23 protein-coding genes are annotated in these 21,373 nt (G+C 61.5%); 9 read left to right on the top strand and 14 right to left on the bottom strand.

The genetic code is table 11. The features are described 5' to 3' along the window. The first annotated feature begins 103 nt into the window (after positions 1-103). On the top strand, positions 104-574 hold the full coding sequence (gene ybaK / locus PST29_RS23740) for a Cys-tRNA(Pro) deacylase (RefSeq protein WP_060844475.1): 471 nt from the start codon (positions 104-106) through the stop codon (positions 572-574). Between the two features lie 120 nt (positions 575-694). Further along, positions 695-1,477, top strand: coding sequence for a PhzF family phenazine biosynthesis protein (locus PST29_RS23735; RefSeq protein ID WP_060844474.1), 783 nt, complete (start codon positions 695-697; stop codon positions 1,475-1,477). A gap of 74 nt (positions 1,478-1,551) precedes the next feature. On the opposite strand, the gene PST29_RS23730 is transcribed toward PST29_RS23735, so the two are convergent. Both PST29_RS23730 and argF read right to left on the bottom strand, forming a co-directional pair. Continuing rightward, positions 1,552-2,661: an ABC transporter ATP-binding protein gene (locus PST29_RS23730; RefSeq protein ID WP_060840803.1), complete on the bottom strand. Its 1,110-nt coding sequence runs from the start codon at positions 2,659-2,661 to the stop codon at positions 1,552-1,554. After that, the gene (gene argF / locus PST29_RS23725; protein ID WP_060840802.1) at positions 2,658-3,578 is read right to left on the bottom strand and encodes an ornithine carbamoyltransferase; all 921 of its coding nucleotides are present in this window, start codon (positions 3,576-3,578) and stop codon (positions 2,658-2,660) included. The genes PST29_RS23730 and argF overlap by 4 nt, the downstream gene beginning before the upstream one ends. Before the next feature lie 415 nt (positions 3,579-3,993). Between argF and PST29_RS23720 the strand changes: the two genes are divergently transcribed. The 3 genes from PST29_RS23720 to grxD all read left to right on the top strand — a co-directional run bounded on the left by PST29_RS23720 (position 3,994) and on the right by grxD (position 6,963). Next, entirely contained in the window at positions 3,994-4,284 is a 291-nt protein-coding gene (locus PST29_RS23720) for a hypothetical protein (protein WP_060844473.1), read from the top strand. Positions 4,285-4,419: 135 nt separating this feature from the next. Continuing rightward, on the top strand, positions 4,420-6,528 hold the full coding sequence (locus PST29_RS23715) for a molybdopterin oxidoreductase family protein (RefSeq protein ID WP_060840800.1): 2,109 nt from the start codon (positions 4,420-4,422) through the stop codon (positions 6,526-6,528). A gap of 96 nt (positions 6,529-6,624) precedes the next feature. Continuing rightward, the gene (grxD, locus tag PST29_RS23710) at positions 6,625-6,963 is read left to right on the top strand and encodes a Grx4 family monothiol glutaredoxin (protein WP_011063114.1); all 339 of its coding nucleotides are present in this window, start codon (positions 6,625-6,627) and stop codon (positions 6,961-6,963) included. Between the two features lie 77 nt (positions 6,964-7,040). Here grxD and bfr read toward each other — a convergent pair whose 3' ends face one another. Both bfr and PST29_RS23700 read right to left on the bottom strand, forming a co-directional pair. After that, on the bottom strand, positions 7,041-7,514 hold the full coding sequence (gene bfr / locus PST29_RS23705) for a bacterioferritin (RefSeq protein WP_011063113.1): 474 nt from the start codon (positions 7,512-7,514) through the stop codon (positions 7,041-7,043). A 212-nt stretch (positions 7,515-7,726) separates the two neighbouring features. After that, complete coding sequence (locus PST29_RS23700) at positions 7,727-7,945, bottom strand: bacterioferritin-associated ferredoxin (protein ID WP_011063112.1); 219 nt, start codon at positions 7,943-7,945, stop codon at positions 7,727-7,729. A 322-nt stretch (positions 7,946-8,267) separates the two neighbouring features. On the opposite strand from PST29_RS23700, the gene PST29_RS23695 reads away from it, so the two are divergent. Further along, complete coding sequence (locus PST29_RS23695) at positions 8,268-8,870, top strand: peroxiredoxin (protein WP_007922432.1); 603 nt, start codon at positions 8,268-8,270, stop codon at positions 8,868-8,870. Positions 8,871-8,947: 77 nt separating this feature from the next. Here PST29_RS23695 and rnt read toward each other — a convergent pair whose 3' ends face one another. Continuing rightward, entirely contained in the window at positions 8,948-9,619 is a 672-nt protein-coding gene (rnt, locus tag PST29_RS23690; protein WP_060840799.1) for a ribonuclease T, read from the bottom strand. Then, complete coding sequence (gene pyrC, locus PST29_RS23685; RefSeq protein WP_060840798.1) at positions 9,616-10,662, bottom strand: dihydroorotase; 1,047 nt, start codon at positions 10,660-10,662, stop codon at positions 9,616-9,618. Before pyrC ends, rnt begins: the two co-directional genes overlap by 4 nt. A gap of 157 nt (positions 10,663-10,819) precedes the next feature. On the opposite strand from pyrC, the gene PST29_RS23680 reads away from it, so the two are divergent. The 3 genes from PST29_RS23680 (at position 10,820) to PST29_RS23670 (ending at position 14,094) form a co-directional block, all read left to right on the top strand. Next, positions 10,820-11,734, top strand: coding sequence for a flagellar protein MotY (locus PST29_RS23680; protein WP_060844472.1), 915 nt, complete (start codon positions 10,820-10,822; stop codon positions 11,732-11,734). A gap of 129 nt (positions 11,735-11,863) precedes the next feature. Further along, on the top strand, positions 11,864-13,081 hold the full coding sequence (locus tag PST29_RS23675; protein WP_016965323.1) for an argininosuccinate synthase: 1,218 nt from the start codon (positions 11,864-11,866) through the stop codon (positions 13,079-13,081). A 386-nt stretch (positions 13,082-13,467) separates the two neighbouring features. Continuing rightward, positions 13,468-14,094 (top strand): response regulator transcription factor, encoded by a 627-nt coding sequence (locus PST29_RS23670; RefSeq protein ID WP_016965324.1) that lies wholly within the window; start codon positions 13,468-13,470, stop codon positions 14,092-14,094. 135 nt (positions 14,095-14,229) lie between these two features. Here the strand turns inward: PST29_RS23670 and PST29_RS23665 are convergent, their stop codons facing one another. The 8 genes from PST29_RS23665 to metG all read right to left on the bottom strand — a co-directional run bounded on the left by PST29_RS23665 (position 14,230) and on the right by metG (position 21,301). After that, positions 14,230-14,409, bottom strand: a complete 180-nt coding sequence (locus tag PST29_RS23665; protein ID WP_016965325.1) for a PA3496 family putative envelope integrity protein — start codon at positions 14,407-14,409, stop codon at positions 14,230-14,232. Between the two features lie 107 nt (positions 14,410-14,516). Then, positions 14,517-15,155 carry an endonuclease III gene (nth, locus tag PST29_RS23660; RefSeq protein WP_060840796.1) on the bottom strand — a complete coding sequence of 213 codons (639 nt, stop codon included), beginning with the start codon at positions 15,153-15,155 and terminating at the stop codon, positions 14,517-14,519. Positions 15,156-15,162: 7 nt separating this feature from the next. Then, positions 15,163-15,759: an Rnf-Nqr domain containing protein gene (locus PST29_RS23655; RefSeq protein WP_060844471.1), complete on the bottom strand. Its 597-nt coding sequence runs from the start codon at positions 15,757-15,759 to the stop codon at positions 15,163-15,165. Continuing rightward, a complete protein-coding gene (locus tag PST29_RS23650) occupies positions 15,752-16,363 on the bottom strand; it encodes an RnfABCDGE type electron transport complex subunit G (protein WP_060844470.1) in 612 nt (203 codons plus the stop codon). Before PST29_RS23650 ends, PST29_RS23655 begins: the two co-directional genes overlap by 8 nt. A 2-nt stretch (positions 16,364-16,365) precedes the next feature. After that, entirely contained in the window at positions 16,366-17,352 is a 987-nt protein-coding gene (locus tag PST29_RS23645; RefSeq protein ID WP_060845172.1) for an RnfABCDGE type electron transport complex subunit D, read from the bottom strand. Then, positions 17,339-18,544: an electron transport complex subunit RsxB gene (gene rsxB, locus PST29_RS23640; RefSeq protein ID WP_060844469.1), complete on the bottom strand. Its 1,206-nt coding sequence runs from the start codon at positions 18,542-18,544 to the stop codon at positions 17,339-17,341. The genes PST29_RS23645 and rsxB overlap by 14 nt, the downstream gene beginning before the upstream one ends. Then, the gene (locus PST29_RS23635) at positions 18,541-19,119 is read right to left on the bottom strand and encodes an Rnf-Nqr domain containing protein (RefSeq protein ID WP_060844468.1); all 579 of its coding nucleotides are present in this window, start codon (positions 19,117-19,119) and stop codon (positions 18,541-18,543) included. The genes rsxB and PST29_RS23635 overlap by 4 nt, the downstream gene beginning before the upstream one ends. Positions 19,120-19,249: 130 nt before the next feature. Continuing rightward, positions 19,250-21,301, bottom strand: coding sequence for a methionine--tRNA ligase (gene metG / locus PST29_RS23630; protein ID WP_060844467.1), 2,052 nt, complete (start codon positions 21,299-21,301; stop codon positions 19,250-19,252). Between the last annotated feature and the right edge of the window lie 72 nt (positions 21,302-21,373).

Here is a 21,373-nt window from a genome sequence, read left to right as displayed (position 1 = left end):
TCTGTGGCCAGGGCTTATCAAGGCCTGGAATAGAGCCTTTTGCCGATTAATGGCCTAAAATTCGCGCGCTCGGTTTTGCCTTTTCGTCCCTCTTGGAGCTGCCATGACCCCTGCATTGGATCTGCTAAAAAAAGTTCGCGCCGAACATCGCATCCACAGTTACGAACATGATCCCAAGGCGGCCTCCTACGGTCTGGAGGCGGCGGAGAAGCTCAGCCTCGATCCGGCGCAAGTGTTCAAGACGCTGCTGGCCAGCAGCGAGAAGGGGGAATTGCTGGTGGCGGTGGTGCCGGTTGCCGGCAGTCTCGACCTCAAGGCCCTGGCCCACGCGGCTGGGGTGAAAAAAGCCGAAATGGCCGATCCGGCCGCTGCCCAGCGTGCCACGGGCTACCTGTTGGGGGGGATCAGCCCGCTGGGGCAGAAGAAGCGTCTGCGGACCTTCATCGACAGCAGTGCTCAGCCTTTGGCCAGTATTTTTGTCAGTGCCGGTCGACGCGGACTGGAAGTGGAATTGGCTGCTGCCGTGCTGGCCGAGCATACCCAGGGCAAGTTCGCCGACATCGGTCGCCCTTGAACCAAGGCGTCGGCGGTTGAGCGGGCCGCTGCTGTATGCCGGAAAATCTTCTCGTCTGTGTCTGTCGCGCTGCCGCTCACGCAAGCCATGCTGGCCGCCGACTGATCAAGGAGAAGGGCCATGCAGCTTGAGTTTCAACAGATCGATGCATTCAGTGATCAACCCTTTGCCGGCAACCCGGCCATGGTTTACCGGCTTGATGCATGGCTTGACGACGCCCTGATGCAGCAGATTGCCGCCGAGCACAATCTGGCGGAAACCGCGTTTGTGGTGCGTGAAGCCCAAGGTTGGCGGATTCGCTGGTTCACCCCCGCCACCGAGGTGCCCCTGTGCGGGCATGCCACTCTGGCCAGTGCCTACGTGCTGTTCGAGCTGTATGGGGAGCCGGGGCCACGCATTGAGTTTCTCAGCCGCTCGGGGCCCCTGAGCGTTACCCGTGAAGGCGGCCTGTTGTGGCTGGACTTTCCGCTGCGCAGCCCCCGCCGCCAGGCCGATGCGGAGCAGGTGGCGCAGATACTCGGCGCCAGGGTCATCGATCTGCAAGGTGCCCATGAGCTGTTGGCGGTGCTGGAGTCGGAGCAGGCGGTCCGCGATTTCCGGCCTGATCTGGCGGCGCTGGCCAAGTTGCCCTGGCCGGGGGTGATTGTCACCGCGCGGGGCGAGCGGCATGACTTTGTCTCGCGGTATTTTGCTCCGGCCATCGGCATCGACGAGGATCCGGTGACCGGCTCGACCCATTGCTGCCTGACGCCTTACTGGGCGCAGCAGCTGGACAAGCAGCAGCTGAGCGCCTTTCAGTGCTCCGCACGCGGTGGTGAGCTGTTCTGTCGCCTGGAGGGGGAACGGGTGAAGATCGGTGGACACGCCCGGCTGATTGCCAGCGGGCGCTTGCATCTGCAATGACGGCGCTCTGACTCGCCGGCAAGCCGTTTCCTACAGTGTGTTGGCGTAGGGGCTGGCTTGCTGGCGAGGGCGGCTCAATGAGCGCTGCTGTAGCGCCGTACCCCTGAGTCGCTATGGGGAATCTGCGCCGCCGTGCTGCCTGAAGCCTGGAACAGCACCAGGTGTTCCGCCGCAACCCGAATGCCCACATCCGCTCCGACCTGATGGTCGGCGTGGCTGGGGAAAATCGATTCCAGCTGGCTGCCGGTAGGCAATTGCAGGCGATACAGGGTCGAGGCGCCAAGGAAGGTTTTGCCCACCACCCGGGCTTTCAAGTCACTGTCCGGCGCGTGGACGATGTCGTCCGGGCGCAGCAGGACGTCCACCGCGCCACCTGTCGGCCAGGTATAGGCCCGGTTGCCCTGCAGTACACCCAGTTCGGTCTGCACCGATTCCGGCGTGTTCAGCTGGCCGCGAATGAAGTAGCCCTGGCCAATGAAGCTGGCGACAAAGGGTGTCTGTGGTTCGTGATAGAGGTTGTAGGGGGTGTCCCACTGCTCCAGGCGGCCTTCCTTAAACACGCCGACCTGATCACTCACGGCGAAGGCTTCTTCCTGGTCGTGGGTGACCAGGATCGCACTGGTGCCGCGAGCCTTGAGGATGTCGCGTACCTCGTGGCTGAGCTTGCGCCGCAGTTCGCCGTCGAGGTTGGAGAAGGGTTCGTCCAGCAGCAGCAGTTGCGGCTCGGGCGCCAGGGCGCGAGCCAGCGCCACTCGCTGTTGCTGGCCGCCGGACAGCTCGTGGGGAAAGCGCTGGCCGAGGTCCTTCAGGTTGACCAGCTCCAGCAGTTCGGCGACCACTCGGTCTTTCTGCGGGTGCTTGCGGATGCCGAAAGCGATGTTGTCCGCCACGCTCAGGTGGGGGAACAGGGCATAGTCCTGAAACACCATGCCGATCCGGCGTTTCTCCGGGGCCAGGGTGAAGCCGGCGCTGGATATGGTTTCGCCGGCCAGTTGGATCTCGCCTTCGTGTACCGGCTCGAACCCGGCGATGGCCCGCAGGGTGGTGGTCTTGCCACATCCGGACGAGCCCAGCAGGCAGCCGATGTCCCCGGCGTTGAGGTGCAGATTGAGGTTCTGCACCACGCGTTGGTCCTGGTAGCCGCATGCCAGATTGCGCAGGTTCAGCAGGAGTGGCTGGCTCATGCGTGGTGGTACGCCGGCTCGACGAGGAACTCGAGCAGGGCCTTTTGTGCGTGCAGACGGTTTTCCGCCTGGTCCCAAGCCACTGAGCGAGGGTCGTCCAGCAGGTCGAGGCTGATTTCCTCGCCGCGGTGGGCGGGCAGGCAGTGCATGAACAGTACGTCCGGGGCGGCCAGGTCGAGCAGCGCGCGGTTGACCTGGAAGGGGGCAAACAGCTGGAGACGCTTGGCGGTCTCTTCTTCCTGGCCCATGGAGGTCCAGACGTCGGTGCTCACCAGATGGGCGCCGATCACCGCTTCGCGAGGGTCGCGGACGATGGTCACGCGATCGCCGGCCTTGGCGACAAACTCGGCGTTGGGCTCGTAGCCCTCGGGACAGGCGATGCGCAGCTGGAAGTCGAACTGGATGGCCGCTTCTATATAGCTGTTGCACATGTTGTTGCCGTCACCGATCCAGGCCACGGTCTTGCCCTGGATCGAGCCACGGTGTTCGAGGAAGGTCTGCATGTCCGCCAGCAGTTGGCAGGGGTGCAGGTCATCGGACAGGCCGTTGATCACCGGGACCCGGGAATTGGCCGCGAATTCGGTCAGGGTGCTGTGGGCAAAGGTGCGGATCATCACCGCGTCGAGCATGCGCGACATGACGATGGCGCAGTCGCCGATCGGCTCGCCGCGACCCAGTTGAGTGTCCCGTGGCGAAAGGAAGATGGCCTGGCCGCCCAGCTGGATCATGCCGGCTTCGAAGGACAGTCGGGTACGGGTCGACGACTTCTCGAAAATCATGCCGAGTACACGATTTTTCAAAGGCTCGAAGAGTACGCCGCGGTTACGCAGGTCCTTCAGCTCGATGCCTCGACGAATCACACTGACCAGCTCTTCGGGCGTGCAATCCATCAGGGAGAGAAAGTGCCTTGCGCTCATCATTAACTACCTTTTTGCAACGGACCGCAGATTCTCAAAGCCTTGTTTAATCGAACAACGGGCTGGACCTGCGGCGAAAGCCGCACGGGGCGACGAAATAGGGGAAGGCGCGATCTTATAATTAAATGTCGCGTCTTACCAATAGTGCTACGGCGTTCATGGGCATTCAGAGAGGCCAGGACGCGAATGCGCTGGCGCTTTTGAGACCGGTTTTCAGACAGCAGCCGGGCATTTGTACACTGCCCCGGCGCGGCTTGGCAATCGAGTGTGGCGCCGGCCGTGCGGTTGCGGTCGTTTTCTGACCTGTGGGCCGAGGTCCGCTGCGGGGGGAATCCGCGGCTTGGCCACTTGAAACATTTCCTAATGCAAAGTGCTGAGTCTATAAAGGCCAATCTGCGGCAAGGATAGGTGTGCGATGGAATCCAGGGAGCAACAACTGATGACGCTGTTGGGGCTCACCGCCCGGGCGCTGACGGACATGACCGCTTCGGTGACGGCCTTTTCTTTCGAGCTGCTGCGCAGCGAGGATCCGCTGACCCGGGCAGCCGCGCGCAAGATGATCGACCGGATGATGACCCTCAGCGCCGGGCTGGATGAGCATTGGCGACTGCTGGCCGAGTTGTCGGGTGTCCATGCCGAGCAGGGGTCCATGGACGCCTCCTCGCGAATCTCCATGGAGGGGCCGCCGCGCTTGCCGCCGAACTGACGGCCCTGATCATGGCTCAGGTTGATGGACCTGAATTCATGAGGCGAACGTCGCTGGTGTCGGCAGAGGCCAGCCGCCATAGTTTTGGCTTCCTGCGGCCCTGTGCGGGGCGCCTTCAAACAATAGAGACTGGCCATGACCAAGACTCTCCATCACCGTGCCTGCCACCTGTGCGAAGCCATCTGCGGCCTGACCCTGGAAATCACTGAAGAGCCGGGCAGCGCTCCACGCATTACCTCGATCAAGGGCGACCCCCTGGACAGTTTCAGCCGTGGCCATGTCTGCCCCAAGGCCGTGGCCCTGCAGGATATCCAGAATGATCCCGATCGCCTGCGTCAGCCGGTGCGCCGTGTGGGCAACCAATGGCAGCCCATCGAGTGGGACGAGGCCTTTGCCCTGGTGGCCGAGCGGCTGGCGAGCATCCAGCAGCGCCATGGCAACAATGCCGTGGCGACCTACCAGGGCAATCCCAGCGTGCACAACTATGGGCTGATGACCCACAGCAATTACTTTCTCGGCCAGCTCAAGACCCGCAATCGTTTCTCGGCCACATCGGTCGATCAGTTGCCCCAGCACCTGACCAGTTACCTGATGTATGGCCACGGCCTGCTGTTGCCGATTCCGGACATCGATCACACCGATTTCATGCTGATCCTGGGCGGCAATCCCCTGGCATCCAACGGCAGCATCATGACCGTGCCGGATGTGGAGAAGCGCCTCAAGGCCATTCAGGCTCGTGGCGGCAAGGTGGTCGTGGTTGATCCGCGGCGCAGTGAAACCGCAGCCATGGCCGATCAGCACCTGTTTATCCGGCCGGGGGGCGATGTGGCGCTGCTGTTCGGTCTGCTCAACAGCATTTTCGACGCCGGCCTGACCCGCGACAGCCATTTGCCGGTGGATGGGCTGGCCGAGGTGCGCCAGGCAATTGCGCGGTTCACTGCCGAAGCCATGAGTCCGTTGTGCGCAATTCCGGCTGCGCAGATTCGGCAACTGGCCCGGGATTTCGCTTCGGCGGACAAGGCGGTCTGTTACGGGCGCATGGGGGTGTCGACCCAGGCCTTCGGCACGCTGTGCCACTGGTTGCTGCAGCTGCTCAATCTGGTCACCGGCAACCTGGACCGTGTCGGCGGTGCCTTGTGCACCCAGCCGGCGGTGGACCTGGTGGCGGCTACCTCGGGCGGTCACTTCAATGTCTGGCAGAGTCGGGTTTCCGGGCTTCCGGAGTACGGTGGCGAGCTGCCGGTATCGGCCCTGGCCGAAGAGATGCTCACCGAGGGCGAAGGACAGGTACGGGCCCTGATCACCGTAGCCGGCAATCCGGTGTTGTCCACACCCAACGGCCGGCAGCTGGAGCAGGCCCTGGACGGGCTGGAGTTCATGCTCAGCATCGATCTGTACATCAATGAAACCACCCGTTATGCCGACCTGATCCTGCCGTCCACCTCGGCTCTGGAGAACGATCACTACGACACCACCTTCAATCTGTTCGCGGTGCGCAATGTCAGTCGCTTCAATCGAGCGATCCTGCCCAAGCCTCAAGGGGCGCTGCATGACTGGGAGATCTTCGTCGGCCTGGCCAAGGCATTTGCCGCGCAGACCGCCAGCCCGTTGAAGCCGACCCTGGCCCCTGCACAGATGATCGACATGGGCTTGCGCGCCGGGCCTTACGGCGATGCCTCGCCGCTCAAGCTGTCCCTGGCGACTCTGGACCAGTACCCCCACGGCATTGATCTTGGGGCCCTGCAGCCGAACCTGGCGGCCCGCTTGAAAACCGAGAACCGGCGGATCCAGGCCGCACCGGCGCCGATCATGGCCGATCTGCAACGCTTTGCCGCGTTGAGTGCGCCACCTTCGGGCGAGTTGTTGCTGATCGGACGTCGGCATGTGCGCAGCAATAACTCCTGGATGCACAACTATCACCGCCTGGTGAAGGGCAAGCCTCGCCATCAGCTATTGATGAATCCCGAGGATCTGGCTCAACGGGGCCTGAGTGATGGTCAGCGGGTGCGAGTCCGATCCCGGGTGGGCGCGGTGGAGGTGGAAGTGCTGGCCAGCAGCGAGATGATGCCGGGCGTGGTAAGTCTGCCCCATGGCTGGGGGCACAGGCGTCCCGGCGTGCAGATGAGCATTGCCAGGGAGCAGCCTGGCTGCAGCGCCAATGACCTGACCGATGAGCGTCAGCTCGATGCGTTGTCCGGGAATGCGGCGTTGAACGGGGTGCCGGTTACCGTGGAGGCGGCCTGAGGTGTCTGTCGGAGAGGCCGAGCAGGGCGCTCAGGATTCCGTTACAATGCGCCACCGTGCCGACAACAGAGTCGGAAAGTTCAGCCGAGGTGTTCCATGGATATCATCGAAACTATTAAAGAGCAGATTGCCAACAACACCATTCTGCTCTACATGAAAGGCTCGCCGAATGCCCCGCAGTGCGGCTTCTCGGCAAAAGCCGCTCAGGCCGTAATGGGCTGTGGTGAGAAGTTCGCTTACGTGGACATCCTGCAAAACCCAGAGATTCGCGCCAACTTGCCCAAGTACGCCAACTGGCCAACTTTCCCGCAACTGTGGGTGGCCGGTGAGTTGGTCGGCGGTAGCGACATCATGGCTGAAATGTTTGCCAATGGTGAGCTGCAGAGCCTGATCAAGGCTGCTGCCGAAAAAGCGGCTGCCAAGACCGAAGCCTGACGCGAACTTCCTGTTCGCGGTCAATAAAAAGCCCGCCTCTCTCACGAGGGCGGGGCTTTTTATTACATGGGCGTTGGTTACTCGTCGCCCATTTGCGATTGCAGGTAGTTCTCGATACCCACTTTGTCGATCAGGCCCAGTTGGGTTTCCAGCCAGTCGATGTGTTCTTCTTCGGATTCCAGAATGTCTTCCAGCAGTTCACGGCTGCCGAAGTCGCCAACCGATTCGCAGTGAGCGATGGCGGCCTTGAGGTCGGCGTGGCCGGTGCGTTCGATGCGCAGGTCGCACTCGAGCATTTCCTTGGTGTGTTCGCCGATGTGCAACTTGCCCAGGTCCTGGACGTTGGGCAGGCCTTCGAGGAAGAGGATGCGCTTGATCAGCTTGTCCGCATGCTTCATCTCGTCGATGGATTCGTGGTACTCGTGCTTGCCCAGTTTGTTCAGGCCCCAGTCTTCATACATGCGTGCATGCAGGAAGTACTGATTGATCGCGACCAGTTCATTGGCAAGGATTTTATTGAGATGCTGGATGACTGTAATGTCGCCTTTCATGTTGGGGTCCTGCCCTTTAATTAGTGAAATAAGGGCAGAGTCTGAGCCGCACAAACATTACTGTCAAACCTAAGTTATTGAATAATATATGAAAATTAATCGGAATAAGAATGTTTGTGTTCCGCGTTTTGCACCTAAGCGATTGAATTACAGACATAAAAAAACCGGACGCTAGGTCCGGTTGTTTCAAATTCGGCTATTTATTCGGTACATCAAGCAACATTAAATTCCACTGGGTAGGGAATGGCGGCTTGGCTGCTCTGCAATTCGGTCAGGGTTTCGCGAACCACTTGCTTGGCCAGGCATGCGCATTTGCCGCATTGGCTGGCGACGCCAGTGGCCTGGCGCACTTCACGGTAGCTGCAGCAACCTTCGTAGATCGCTTCGCGAATTTGTCCGTCGGTGACACCGGTGCAGAGGCAGACATACATAGGATGAGAACCGTCGCTGGTTAGGGCTCAATTGCGATGGATCTTAATGTTAACGAGAATGATTGTCAAAGTGGTTTCGGCCGCCTTTGTGGCCGTTTCATCCCGGGGTGACGAACGGTTTTGTTGGCGATGGTGACAGATGATTCGCATTTTCCGCTTTGTGGGCCGGGCTGACGAAAAACCGTTAAGGACAGCTCAAAGACGCGGTGTATGATGGTCGGTCCTTGCGAAGCGGGGTCGGGTCACAGAGCTGTCGCATCAGCGTGGCAGACTCAAGGCCAATCCCCTTCTTCATTACTACGTCCACACCAGGAGATATCCAATGAGCGTACTCGTAGGCAAACAAGCCCCTGACTTCACCGTACCGGCCGTTCTCGGCAATGGCGAAATCGTCGACAGCTTCACCCTGTCCTCGGCCATCAAAGGCAAATACGGCCTGGTGTTCTTCTACCCACTGGACTTCACCTTCGTTTGCCCGTCCGAGCTGATCGCTCTGGACCACCGCATGGCCGACTTCAAGGCACGTAACGTGGAAGTGATCGCTGTTTCCATCGACTCGCACTTCACCCACAACGCCTGGCGTAACACCCCGATCAATGCCGGCGGCATCGGTCAGGTTCAATACATCATGGCCGCTGACATGAAGCACGACATCGCCAAGGCCTATGACGTCGAGTCCGAAGGTGGCGTGGCCTTCCGTGGCGCGTTCCTGATCGACGACAAAGGTGTTGTCCGTTCGCAGATCGTCAACGACCTGCCGCTGGGCCGCAACATGGAAGAGCTGATCCGTCTGGTCGACGCTCTGCAATTCCACGAAGAGCACGGCGAAGTCTGCCCTGCCAACTGGAAGAAAGGCGACAAGGGCATGACCGCTTCGCCAGAAGGCGTTGCTGCTTACCTGAGCGAGAACGCCGGCAAGCTGTAAGCCTGGCGTCACGCATAAAAAAACCGGCCTCAGGGCCGGTTTTTTTATGCGGGCGATTCAACTCGACCAGGGATCGATCAGTCGTCGAAATCCTGCCAGCCGCCCATTTGCTTCCAGCGGTTGACGATGCCGCAGAACAGCTCGGCGGTCTTCTCGGTGTCGTAGCGGGCCGAGTGGGCCTCGCGACCGTCGAAGTCGATGCCGGCGCTCTGGCAGGCCTTGGCCAAAACGGTCTGGCCGTAAGCCAGGCCAGCCAGGGTGGCGGTGTCGAAGCTGGAGAACGGGTGGAACGGGTTGCGCTTCATGTCCAGGCGCGCCACGGCGGCGTTGAGGAAGCCCAGGTCGAAGCTGCTGTTGTGGCCCACCAGGATCGCGCGTTTGCAGCCGTTGGCTTTCAACGCCTTGCGCACGCCGCGGAAAATATCCGTGAGGGCGGTTTCTTCGCTGACGGCCATGCGCAGGGGATGGTCGAGCTTGATCCCGGTGAACTCCAGGGCCGCGGCTTCAATGTTGGCGCCTTCAAAAGGCTCGACGCGGAAGAAATAGGTGTGTTCGGGGAACACGAAGCCCTTTTCGTCCATGCCGATGGTGGTAGCGGCAATCTCCAGCAGGGCGTCGGTGGCTGAGTTGAAGCCACCGGTTTCTACGTCGACGACTACCGGCAGGTAACCGCGAAAGCGTGCCGCCATTGGATGGCGGGGGGCGCCGCTGTTGCCGTCTTGTTCGTCGTCGAAATGGTCGTCACTCACGAGTGATCCTCCAGCAGGCGCCAGCGCAGTTTTTCACCGGCGCGCAGCGGAATGACAGTCAGCTCGCCGAACGGCAGGCTGGCGGGGGCGGTCCATTCTTCACGAACCAGGGTGATGCGATCGGTGTTGGCCGGCAGGCCGTAGAAGCGCGGACCGTTGAGGCTGGCAAAGGCTTCCAGCTGGTCCAGGGCATTGCGCTGTTCGAACGCTTCGGCATACAGCTCGATCGCGGCGTAGGCGCTGTAGCAGCCGGCACAACCGCAAGCGGCTTCCTTGGCATGCTGGGCGTGGGGCGCGGAGTCGGTGCCGAGGAAGAACTTTTCGCTGCCGCTGGTGGCCGCATCCAGCAGGGCTTCCTGGTGGGTGTTGCGCTTGAGAATCGGCAGGCAATAGAAGTGCGGACGAATACCGCCCACCAGCATGTGGTTGCGGTTGTACAGCAGGTGGTGCGCGGTGATGGTGGCGCCGACGTTGGCCGAAGCCTCCTTGACGAACTGCACGGCTTCACCGGTGGTGATGTGCTCGAACACCACTTTCAGGCTGGGGAAGCGCTCGACCACACGACGCATGTGTTCGTCGATGAAGATTTTCTCGCGGTCGAAGACATCGACCTCGCCGCGGGTCACCTCACCGTGGATCAGCAGCGGCAGGCCGACTTCGGCCATGGTTTCGAGCACCGGGAAGATCTTGTCGATGCTGGTCACGCCCGAATCCGAATTGGTGGTCGCACCGGCCGGATACAGCTTGGCGGCGTGCACGAAGCCACAGGCCTTGGCCGCGCGGATCTCGTCCGGCTGGGTGCGGTCGGTCAGGTAAAGCACCATCAGCGGCTCGAAGCGGCTGCCGGCCGGGCGCGCAGCTAGAATACGCTGGCGATAGGCGTCGGCTTCCACGGCGTTGCGCACCGGAGGTACCAGGTTGGGCATGATGATGGCGCGGCCAAAGGTGCGCGCGACATCTGCGACTGTATTGGGCAACACGGCACCATCGCGAAGATGAATATGCCAGTCGTCGGGACGCAGCAGGGTCAGGCGGTCGGACATGGGAGGTTCCAGGCGGGTAAAACTCGGTGGGAATGCTACCGGAAAAGACTCTTCCAGGCACTCGCTATCAAGTTTTGCGACGAGCAACCGATATCCCGAAGGTATGGCGTATTAACGCCTGTCGATTTTTCTGTTGTACACGTCAGTGGAGCCTCCCGTGCGCCAGCGTTATCTAGCCTTGCTCAGTGTGTTTGCCAGCCTGCCCGCGATGGCTCTCACTTTCCAGACTCGTCTGGAGAGCATTGAGTGGACGGTCGAAGGCGACAAATTCGAGTGCCGCCTGATCCAACCGGTAACCGATTTCGGTTCCGGCGAATTCGTTCGCCGCGCCGGCGAGCAGGCGATCTTTCGTCTCAAGAGCTTCAACCCGATGCAGGCGGGGGGCTCGGCGACTCTGCTTGCGGCAGCGGCGCCCTGGCAGCCGGGACGTGGCGACATCAACCTCGGGGCGGTCAAGGCCGGTACCGACGGGGTGCTGTTCAACAGCAACCAGATGCAGGCCGGGCGCCTGATCATCGGGCTGCTGGAGGGGCGCAGCCCCGTGGTGCGCAATTATTCCCGTGAAGGCGGAGTGTCCGAAGTGCGCCTGTTGCCGGTGAAGTTCAGCAAGGCGTATGGCGACTATCAAAGCTGCATGGCCAAGCTGCTGCCGATGAACTACGAGCAGGTGAAGCAGGGCGAGATCGGTTTTCCGGGAGGGGGGATCGAACTCGATGCCCGGGCCAAGGCCAAGCTGCAGGTGATGGTGGACTTCATCAAGGCCGACCCGACGGTCAACCACGTCGAACTGGATGGCCACTCGGACAACAGCGGCAATCGCTTGACCAACCGTGACCTGTCCCGTCGTCGTGCACTGGCGGTGATGGAGTTCTTCAAGGCCAACGGCCTGGCGGAAAACCAGATCGTGGTGCGCTTCCATGGCGAACGTTACCCCCTGGCGCCCAACACCAATGCCGCCAACCGGGCGAAGAACCGTCGGGTCAATGTGCATCTGGAGCGGGTTGCGCCCACCGAAAAGCCGGCTCCAGCGCCCCAGGCGGCCTCTGGCTCCAGCGCTGCTGCGACCTCCTGATACGGCTGTCATCGTCGCGCGCTCGACATAATCTGTCGCTTGGTCGTCATAAGCTGTCGCGCCTCTGTAAATTATCCGCGTGGATCGGTAGACTTGGCGGCTTTCCGTACAACCCCGTGGAGTGATGGCATGGCGGACGTTAACAAGGTCGTTCTGGCGTATTCGGGCGGCCTGGACACTTCGGTGATCCTCAAGTGGCTGCAGGATACTTACAACTGTGAAGTAGTGACTTTCACTGCTGACCTGGGCCAAGGCGAAGAGGTCGAGCCGGCCCGCGCCAAGGCGCAAGCCATGGGCGTCAAAGAGATCTACATCGACGATCTGCGCGAAGAGTTCGTGCGCGATTTCGTTTTCCCGATGTTCCGCGCCAACACCGTCTACGAAGGCGAGTACCTGCTGGGTACTTCCATCGCTCGTCCGTTGATCGCCAAGCGTCTGATCGAGATCGCCAACGAAACCGGCGCCGACGCCATTTCCCATGGTGCTACCGGCAAGGGCAATGACCAGGTGCGTTTCGAGCTGGGTGCCTATGCCCTCAAGCCAGGCGTGAAAGTGATCGCTCCTTGGCGCGAGTGGGACCTGCTGTCCCGCGAGAAGCTGATGGACTACGCCGAGAAGCACGGTATTCCAATCGAGCGTCACGGCAAGAAGAAGTCGCCGTACTCGATGGACGCCAACCTGCTGCACATCTCCTATGAAGGCGGCGTGCTGGAAGACACCTGGACCGAGCACGAAGAAGACATGTGGCGCTGGACCGTCTCCCCGGAGAAGGCTCCTGATACCCCGCAGTACCTGGAACTGACCTACCGCAACGGTGACATCGTCGCCATCGACGGCGTGGAAATGACCCCGGCTACCGTGCTGGCGACCCTGAACCGCATTGGTGGCGAGCACGGCATCGGTCGTCTGGACATCGTCGAGAACCGTTACGTCGGCATGAAGTCCCGTGGCTGCTACGAGACCCCGGGCGGCACCATCATGCTGCGTGCCCACCGCGCCATCGAGTCCATCACCCTGGACCGCGAAGTGGCTCACCTCAAAGACGAGTTGATGCCCAAGTACGCCAGCCTGATCTACACCGGCTACTGGTGGAGTCCTGAGCGTCTGATGCTGCAACAGATGATCGACGCCTCCCAGGCCCACGTGAACGGTGTCGTGCGCCTGAAGCTGTACAAGGGCAACGTGATCGTGACCGGTCGCAAGTCCGATGAGTCGCTGTTCGACGCCAACATCGCCACCTTCGAAGAAGACGGCGGTGCTTACAACCAGGCGGACGCAGCAGGCTTCATCAAGCTCAATGCCCTGCGCATGCGCATTGCTGCCAACAAGGGTCGGACTCTGATCTGATCCCGAGTTGTTGAAAAAGAGCCCCGCCCTATGCGGGGCTTTTTTTTGCCTTTGATTAACTCAACGGCTTGTTGCTGCAGAGCAATGCTTGGACAGAGAAGTTGATTGGAAAAAATGAAGTGAGTGATGGCGGACTTATCAGCGGTTGGCGCTGGAAAAGATGCGGCAGCGTGTAATTTTTTAGTACGAAAAGTAGCTGATTTGAAGATTAATCCTAAGCAACTTTTCCGTTGAACGCCCTTTATCTAATTTATTTTGTAAGGTAAATCGGTATTGTTTGTAAGGATCGTCCTCGTAGGCTCGTAGCCCCTTTTGGCACGGTGTCAGAGTCAATTCTCTGGGGTATTGTGCGGGCTCTAAAAAACTCTAAGTACTTGGATGGACCTATGAAAAGAGTATTGATCGTGGACGATCATCCTGTTGTTCGCCTCGCTGTTCGCATGTTGATGGAGCGTCATGGCTTTGAAGTAGTGGCAGAAGCAGATAACGGTACGGACGCATTGAAGTTGGCTCTTGAATATGTTCCCGATATCTTGATTCTGGATATTGGCATACCACAACTGGATGGACTTGAAGTTATAGCTCGCCTCATGTTCAGAAGTTTGCCGATCAAGATCCTGGTATTGACGCTGCAAGCGCCAGGGCCCTTTTCCATGCGCTGCATGCAGGCCGGTGCCGCCGGCTACGTGTGCAAGCAGCAGGACATTACCGAGCTGATCAGTGCGGTACGGGCGGTATTGGCGGGTTACAGCTACTTTCCCAACGAGGCGTTGCACACTTTTCGTTCCAGCCAGGGCATCAGCAGCGAGGAAGAAATGATCGAGCTTCTTTCCGGGCGTGAGTTGATCGTATTGAAACAGCTCACTAATGGCATGAGTAACAAGGAGATTGCTGAAGGCCTGTGCCTGAGCAACAAGACGGTCAGTACTTACAAGCGGCGGTTATTGGCCAAGCTCAACGCGCGTTCATTGGTTGACCTGATCGAGTTTGCCCAGCGCCATCAGTTGGCGTGAGCCTTGCTGTCCGAGACGATGCTGGACTGCCAGGCCTGAAAGTACGGATAGGGCCGGTCATGCCGCGAGGCTGATCGGCCGGGCGTGACGGCAAGACAGGCACAAAAAAACCTCCGCCTGGAGGTTCTTTTGCGACTAAAGGTCAAAGTCGTAATCGGCCAGTTGTTTCTGCAGGCGCCGCTCTTCCAGAAGATTATCGATGGTGCGGCGCTTGCTCAGATTGGTTTTCGCCACTTCGACCACCGGTTCGACATCGTCTGTTTCCGCGGCGATGAAGTCTTCTTCTACGTCCAGTTGTTCTTTGCCAGTGCTCATAAGGTCAACTCCAGGCTAAGACTGCCATTGGCGCTCCTTATATCGATATTCTCCTGGCGGGTAAAAAAGATTTTTTCAATCGACTCATTGGCAAAGTCAATGCTTCCTCAATCGTCGGAAGTCTTCTGCTTGTATTCGCACAGGTCTTCGATTCGACAGCTGCCGCAGCGTGGCTTGCGGGCCAGGCAGACATAGCGTCCGTGCAGGATCAGCCAGTGATGGGAGTCCAGCAGGAACTCCTTGGGCACGAACTTGAGCAGCTTTTTCTCCACTTCCACCACGTTCTTGCCCGGGGCCAGGCCGGTGCGGTTGCTGACCCGGAAGATGTGGGTGTCCACCGCCATGGTCAGCTGCCGGAAGGCGGTGTTGAGGACCACGTTGGCGGTCTTGCGCCCGACACCGGGCAGGGCTTCCAGTTCTTCCCGGGTTTGTGGCACTTCGCTGTTGTGGCGTTCCACCAGCAGGCGGCAGGTTTCGATGACGTTCTTGGCCTTGCTGTTGTACAGGCCGATGGTCTTGATGTACTCGGACAGGCCTTCGACCCCCAGGGCGTGAATCGCCGCGGGTGTATTGGCCACGGGGAAGAGTTTGGCGGTCGCCTTGTTGACCCCGACGTCGGTCGATTGCGCCGAAAGAATCACCGCGATCAGCAGCTCGAACGGCGAGGAATAGGCCAGTTCGGTCTTGGGCTCGGGATTGTCTTCATGAAGTCGGCGAAATATTTCCAGGCGTTTGGCGGCATTCATGGGTGGTTCATTTCCTCGAAGACTGTCGGTTGAAGGGCGATGAGGCGGTCCAGGCCCGCTTTGCCGCCAGCAACAGGCCCAGCAGGATAAAGCCCCCGGGGGCCAGAGTCAGCAGGCGCAAGCCGCCCTGGGGTAGCAGCACCCAGCCGGTGCTGTCACCGCTCTGGCCGACAAGCCAGCCCAGATGGCTGCCCAAGGCGCCGGTGCCCAGCAGTTCGCGCAGTGCGCCCAGCAGCACCAGTGCGCCACAGTAGCCAGCGGCCAGGCGCAGTCGCTCGCGGTGCTGGAAGAAGCCCGCCTGTTCCAGTATCACGCATTGCAGGGGCAGCAGGCCCAGGTACAGGCTCAACTGCTGGTGCAGTTCGTAACTCAATGCCTGCAGCGCCAGCCACAGGCAACTGCCGAGGGACGCTCCGAGCAGCAGGCTGGCGAGCCACTGCTGCTGGCGTTGCAGCGCTGCTCGCAACAGGCCCATGGCGGCCCCAAACAAGCTGAGCAGCAGCCCGGATGCCAGGGCCAGGCCCAGGGCCTTGACCCAGGAGTCGGTGGCACCGATCAGCGGCGTCAGCATCAGCAGGCCCGGCAATGTCAGCGGCTTACTCATGGGCGGCCCCCGTGAGCAGTTGCTGGCGATGTTCGTCGAAGTAGCGCAAGGCATCGTGCAGGGCACTGATGACAGCGCGGGAGGTGATGGTGGCGCCGGCAATCTGATCGAACTGGCCGCTGTCCTTCTTCAGCGCCCAGGCGGCATCGCCCGGATCACTGCGAGACTTGCCGGCAAAGCCTTGCAACCAGGGGTTGGGCTGATCAGCGATCCTGGCGCCCAGGCCGGGAGTTTCATCTTGTCGGAGGGTCTTGCTGCCCAGCAGCCGGCCCTGGCTGTCGATGGCGATCAACAGCTCGATGGGGCCGGCATAACCGCTGACCTGGCTGCGCAACAGCACGGCGCTGGGCTGACCCTGGCGGGTGGCCAGGTAGCCCTGCAGCAAGCGGCTGTTGTCCAGTTGCACATCCCTCAGAGGCAGTGGTTGCTCCAGGGGCTGGTTGTCGTAGCTGGCAACAGGCAGCAGGTCGAGCAACTTGCGCGCCTGCACTGCCCGTTGTTCGGCGGCGATACGCGGCGCCGCAACCGAGTGCAGCCACAAGGTCGCCGCCACACCCAGCAAACCGAGCAGGGCCAGCAGGAGCAGAGCGCTGGATTTTTTCATGCTCAAGCGTTCTCCCGTTTTGCCGCGCACAGGCGTTCCAGTCCCGGTACCGCCAGATTCATCAGCAGCACGGCGAAGGCGACGCCATCGGGGTAGCCGCCCCACGTCCTGATCAGGTAGGTCAGCAGGCCGACACCGACACCAAACAGCAACCTGGCTTTTTCCGTCTTGGGTCCCGATACCGGCTCGGTGACGATAAAGAACGCGCCGAGCATGCTGGCGCCGCTGAGCAAATGAAACAGCGGTGAACCGTGGGAGTCCGAGCCCGTGCCGTTCCAGCACACCAGGCTGATGACCAGGAGGCTGCCCAGCATGCCCACCGGCGCCTGCCAGCCGATGACCCGCTGCTGCAGCAGAAACAGGCCTCCGGCAAGAAATCCCAGGTTGATCCATTGTGCGGCCCGACCGCCGAAATGGCCGAAGGCCGGGTTGCTGGCAAAGAGTTCGTCGAGGGTCAGGCTCTTGTTGATGCGCAGACTGTCCAGCGCCGTGGCCTGGGCCCAGGCATCCGCTTGCAGGCCGTCAGAGAGGCCGAAGACGTGTTGCAGCCCCGCGCTCAGGTCCATAGCATGCGGCGCGGGCCAATGGGTCATCGATTGGGGAAAGCACAATAAGGCCAGGGCGTATCCGAGCATCGCCGGATTGAACGGGTTCTGGCCGACTCCACCGTACACCTGCTTGCCCAGGGCAATGGCTGCCGCCGCGGCACTGAGCGGCAGCCACCAGGGGCAGTAAGGTGGCAACGCCAGGGCCAGCAAGGTGGCGCTGACCAGGGCGCTGCCGTCGCCAAGGCCGGTTGGCAGCGCACGCTTTCTCAGCAACAGCGCCAGGGCTTCCATGGCCAGGGCGCCGCCTATCGCCAGCAACAGGTTGAGCAGTACGCCCCAGCCGAACCACCACAGCAACACCAGCAGCCCGGGCAGCGTGGCCAGCAGCACGCGCTGCATGGCCTGGCGCAGGCGCTGGTCGACGCCGTCAGCAGTCAGCATGGGCCTTCACCTGGCGTTCGGCCTCGTGCAAGCGCGCTTGAGCCTGGGCCAGTTGCTCGGCATGGGTGTCGGGCTGGCGCTGCAGTTTGTTCAGTTCGGCGCGGGCGTAGGCCAGTTCGGTTTTCAGTTGCCGCAGTTGCGGATCGATCGGGCGCTTTTCGATACGCATCAGTACCGGGGCCGGTTTGCCGCTGGCGTCCTCGGCGGCGTGCAGCGCCTGTTCGGCGGCCGCCAGGGCGGCGCTCAAGGCGTGTAGCTCGGCGTCGGAGGCTTGCGCTGCCTGGGCCTTTTTCAGTTCGGCGCGGCGGGTGGCCAGCTGGATCTTTGCTCGCTTGAGTTCGGCGTCCTTGGCCACGGGGGCCGCCGCGGCTGGCGCCGCCGACTCCAACTGAGCCAGGGCCTGTTCGGCGGCTTCGAACTGACGCTGCAGCACGATGAGCTGTGCCTGCTGCTCGAAGGTCGGTGGATGGCCGAAGGCCTTGAGGGATTTGTGCAATTGAGCCCGGCTCATGGCCAGCTCGATCTTGGCTTTTTTCAGCGCCGCGTCGTCGGCGGCAGCTTTCTGTGCGCGGACCCGCTCGATGGCGGCCTGCAGCGGATTCTGGCTGTCGTCGGCAGCCTGCGCGGCTTTCTGCGCGCGAGCCTGACGCTCGGCCAGGCGCCGGGCTTCTTCCCGTTGCAAGCGCTCGTTGCGTTGTTCGAAGCGCCGTCGCGCCTGTTCGCGCTTGCTGTTGCGGGCCTGCAGTTGCTCGGGGCTGGTGGCCAGGCCGCCAACAATCGGCACCACCTTGGCCTCCGGGAGCGGCAGCATATCGATGCAGTCCACCGGACAAGGCGCCACGCACAGGTCGCAACCGGTGCATTCGTCGATCAGCACGCTGTGCATCCATTTGGCCGCGCCGACGATGGCGTCCACCGGGCAGGCCTGGATGCACTTGGTACAGCCAATGCACTCCGCCTCGCGGATATGGGCGATCTGTGCCGGCGCTTCGCCGCGGCTGCGGTCCAGTTCCAGTACCGGTAACTGCAACAGTTGCGCCAGGCCGGCAATGGTTTCCTGGCCTCCGGGCGGGCACTTGTTGATGGCCTCGCCGTTGGCGATGCCCTGGGCGTAGGGCTTGCATCCGGGATGGCCGCACTTGCCGCATTGGGTCTGGGGCAGCAGGGCATCGATGCGTTGAATCAGACTCATGTTTTGATCAGTCCGTTGAAGCCGAAAAACGCCACCGCCATGAGACCGGCGCTGATCAGGTCGATCGGCAAGCCGCGCCAGGGCAGGGGAATATCGTTGGTGGAAATACGCTGGCGCAAGTCGCTGAACAGACTCAGCGCCAGCCAGAAACCCAGTCCGGCGCCCAGGCTCATGGCGCTGAGGGTGGCCAGGTCCAGATCGTCCCGGGCGCCGATCAGCAGCAGGCCGAGCATGCCGGCATTGCCCAGGAGCAAGGGCCAGAGGCCTTCGAACGGCAAGCGCGGCAGGGCCCGGGACAGCAGCCTCAGCAGCGGTTTGATCAGCAACAGGCTCAATGGCAGCCAGATAAATAATTGCAGCGCCGCCAGCCCCCAGGGCTGCAGCAGCCCACGGTAAAGGACATGTCCCAGCACGCTGCTGAGCAGCATCAACACCGTGGTCGCCAGCCCCAGGGCATGAACCCGTTGCCGGTTGCTACCGTCGGCCTGCAACAGTGGATCGACGCCCAGCGGCCATTGCAACACGAAGTTGTTGATCAGGACGGTGCTGAAAAGGGCGAGCAGGAACTGGGTCATGGTGGCGGCCGGTGCGGGCAGGCTATCCCTCAAGAGTAGGCAAACTCTGCGCGCACGCAGGGTCGCCAGATATGCAAATCCCCCCGTTGCGCCTGGGCGCGACGGGGGGATGGGGGGGCTGCGTGGAGGCTTACTTGATCCGCTGGCCAGGCTTGGCGCCGCTGTCCGGGCTCAGCAGGTAGATCTCTTCGCCGCCAGGGCCGGCAGCCATCACCATGCCCTCGGAAATGCCGAACTTCATTTTTCGCGGCTTGAGGTTGGCGATCATCATGGTCAGGCGACCATCCAGCTTGGACGGGTCCGGGTAGGCGCTCTTGATTCCGGAGAACACGTTGCGTTGCTCATCACCGATATCCAGGGTCAGGCGCAGCAGCTTGTCGGCACCTTCCACGGCTTCGGCCTTGACGATCAGGGCGACACGCAGGTCGACGGCGGCGAAGGTGTCGAAGTCGATTTCCGGCGACAGCGGATCCTTGGCCAGTTCGCCGTTGCCTGCAGGTGCTGCGGCACCAGTGTCGGTCTGGCTGGCGGTCAGGTCTTCTTTCGAGGCGTCGGTCATGGCTTGTACTTTTACCGGGTCGATCCGCGTCATCAGCGGCTTGAATTCGTTGAGCTGATGGTTGGCCAGCAGGTGCTGGTGGTCGTTCCAGGTCAGCGGCGCCACGTTGAGGAACGCCTCGGCATCGGCGGCCAGCAGCGGCAGCACCGGCTTGAGGAAGATCACCAACTGGCGGAACAGGTTGATGCCGGTGGCGCAGATGGCCTGCACCTCGGCCTGCTTGCCTTCCTGCTTGTTCAGCGACCATGGGGCCTTGTCGGCGATCCAGGCGTTGGCGCGGTCGGCCAGGGCCATGATTTCGCGCATGGCGCGGGCAAAGTCGCGGGCTTCATAGGCGTCGGCGATGCTTGGTGCGGCGGCCAGGAAGGCCTCGGTCAGCTCGGGGGCGGCATTGCTGTCGACCATCACCCCGGCATTGCCCTTGTGGATGAAGCCGGCGCAACGGCTGGCGATGTTGACCACCTTGCCCACTAGGTCGGAGTTGACCTTCTGCACGAAGTCTTCGAGGTTCAGGTCCAGGTCGTCGACGCCACGGCCCAGCTTGGAGGCGTAGTAGTAGCGCAGGTATTCCGGCGACAGGTGCTCCAGGTAGGTGCGGGCCTTGATGAAGGTGCCGCGGGACTTGGACATCTTCTGGCCATTGACCGTCAGGTAGCCGTGGACGTTGATGCCACTCGGCTTGCGGTAGCCGGCGCCTTCAAGCATGGCGGGCCAGAACAGGGCGTGGAAGTTGACGATGTCCTTGCCGATGAAGTGGTACAGCTCGGCGGTGGAATCCTTGCCCCAGAACGCGTCGAAATCCAGCTCCGGACGACGGTTGCAGAGGTTCTTGAAGCTGGCCATGTAGCCGATTGGTGCGTCCAGCCACACGTAGAAGTATTTGCCCGGCTCGTCGGGGATCTCGAAGCCGAAGTACGGCGCGTCGCGGGAGATGTCCCACTGCTGCAGGCCGGCATCCAGCCACTCGGCGATCTTGTTGGCCACGGCGTCCTGCAGGGTGCCGCTGCGGGTCCAGCTTTGCAGCATCTGCTGGAAGTCCGGCAGCTTGAAGAAGAAGTGCTGGGAATCCTTGAGCACCGGAGTGGCGCCGGAAATCGCCGACTTCGGATCCTTCAGGTCGGTGGGGGCATAGGTGGCGCCGCATTTTTCGCAGTTGTCGCCGTACTGGTCCTCAGTGCCGCATTTCGGGCAGGTGCCCTTGATGAAGCGGTCGGCCAGGAACATTTTCTTTTCCGGGTCGAAATACTGGGTGATGGAGCGCGTGGCGATGTGCCCGGCGTCGCGCAGCTTGAGGTAGATCTGGCTCGACAGCTCGCGGTTTTCCTCGGCGTGGGTCGAGTGGAAGTTGTCGAAGTCCACCAGGAAGTCGGCAAAGTCGGCGCTGTGTTCGGCCTGGACGTTGGCGATCAGTTGTTCCGGGGTGATGCCTTCCTTTTCCGCGCGCAACATGATGGCCGAGCCGTGTGCGTCGTCCGCGCAGACATAGAGGCATTGGTTGCCGCGATGCTTCTGGAAGCGCACCCACATGTCGGTCTGGATGTACTCAAGCATGTGGCCAAGGTGGATGGAACCATTGGCATAGGGCAGGGCGCTGGTGACGAGGATCTTGCGTGGCTCGGACATGGGGCTCGGCTACTTGATGAAACGGAGGTCGGCCACTATAAAGCGCCGGCGCGGATTTTTCACCCTTCCGGA

Source organism: Pseudomonas sp. St29, assembly GCF_001547915.1.
Taxonomy (GTDB): Bacteria; Pseudomonadota; Gammaproteobacteria; order Pseudomonadales; family Pseudomonadaceae; genus Aquipseudomonas.
This window is presented reverse-complemented; position numbering and strand designations above follow the sequence as displayed.